Raw genomic sequence first — 1,521 nt, 5'->3', positions numbered from 1 at the left:
CGCCGCCTCACCGGGCAGCACCCGCAGCGGCGGCACCAGCAACGGCTCCAACGCGGCCAGCGGCACGTCCCCCGCCACCACCCCGACGAAGCCCGCACCGGGAACGGTCACCGGCCGGGCGCAGCACAACACGTACCGGTCCGCGCAGAGCAGGTCGACGTGCGGCCCGGCCACCACCGCCCGCCCGTCGTCCCGGGGCCCGGCGAACCAGGGCAGGGCGCGGTAGTCGTAGAACTCGGCGTCCGCCGGGTCGAGCGCGAGCCGCAGCCGCCGCTCCCCCCGCCCGCGCGCGCCGCGGTACCACCACTCCACGTGCAGCTCGGCGTCGGCCAGCGCGCCGGGCGCGGCGACCGCACCGCAGCCGAAGAAGCGCGAGCCGGGCCGGGCCAGCAGCTCGCTCACCGGCCCGTGCAGGGCGCCGAGTTCGGCGGCGGTCGGGCGCCGGCCCTCGGCGGCCGCACGGCTCCAGCGGTCGACGGCGGCCGCCCGCAGGCCGTCCAGTTCGGCGAGCACCGAGTCGACGGCGGTGGCGAGGTGCCGGGCGCAGTCCGCGGCGGTGGCGGGCAGGGTGGACGTGCTGGTCATGACGGCTCCGGCGGGCGGGTGAGGGTTCCGGCAGCAGGTTGGGCCGCGGGCGTGGTCCCGGGGCGGACGGCTCGCGGCCGCCGCCTCAGCCGTCGTCCGCCAACTGGAGGTGCCCGCGCACCAGATGGTGCACGCAGCTGACGGTGTGCGCCTCCGCCGCGGCCCGCGCCCCGGCGGCGTCGCCGGCCAGGACCGCGACCAGGATCTCCCGGTGCTGCTCGGCGAAGCGCTCCTGGTCGGGCCCGAACGGCGCGGGCAGCCAGAGCAGCGGGCCGAGTTCGGCCTGTAGCCGGACGGCGAGCTGGGTGAGGCGCACCGACTGGGCGGCGACGGCGAGTTCGATGTGGAAGCGGGCGTCGGCGCGGCGCTGTTCGGCGGGGCCGGCGGCGTCGCGCAGCTCGTGCACCAGGCGGGTGAGCCGGGGGGCGAGGTCGCCGGGTGCGCGTTCGGCGGCGAGTCGGGCGGCGGTGCCGGAGACGGCCAGCTCCTCGTCGCCGAGGTCGCGCAGGTCCACGGTGGCGAGGTCGCGCAGCCGGGCGAGCTGGAGGTGCTCGGAGCCCTCGGCGGGGGTGCGGACGAAGCTTCCGCCGTTGCGGCCGCGCCGGGTCTCGATCAGGCCGGACTCGCGGAGCAGGGCGAGCGCCTCGCGAACGGTGCCGTTGGCGACACCGAGTTGGTCGGAGAGGTCGTTCTCGCTGGGCAGCTGGTCCCCGTCGCCGACCAGGCCGAGGGCGATCGCCTCGGTGATCCGGCGGGCCACCGCGTCGGCGCGCCCGAGGTCGGTGAGCGGCGCGAGGACGGCGCTGAGCAGTGGGGTCGCACTGCCGATGGTCGTCACTCCGGGCCCCTCCTCGTTCTCCGGGTGTTTTCCGAAGGGTACCGCCCGGTCGGGCGCGCACCCTTGCCGCTAGAAACCCAATCTCGTATGTTTTCCCG

General features: G+C 77.1%; 2 protein-coding genes. Both read right to left on the bottom strand.

Annotated elements, in window-relative coordinates:
• On the bottom strand, positions 1 to 585 hold a 585-nt coding region (locus tag J0670_RS37815), incomplete at its 3' end, for a cache domain-containing protein (RefSeq protein WP_207817298.1).
• A gap of 85 nt (positions 586 to 670) precedes the next feature.
• Complete coding sequence (locus tag J0670_RS37810) at positions 671 to 1,423, bottom strand: FCD domain-containing protein (RefSeq protein WP_307806873.1); 753 nt, start codon at positions 1,421 to 1,423, stop codon at positions 671 to 673.
• Between the last annotated feature and the right edge of the window lie 98 nt (positions 1,424 to 1,521).

The organism is Streptomyces sp. FH025 (assembly GCF_017427025.1).
Lineage (GTDB): Bacteria > Actinomycetota > Actinomycetes > Streptomycetales > Streptomycetaceae > Kitasatospora.
The sequence above is the reverse complement of the archived record's forward strand: the minus strand, read 5'-3'. Positions and strand labels throughout refer to the sequence as shown.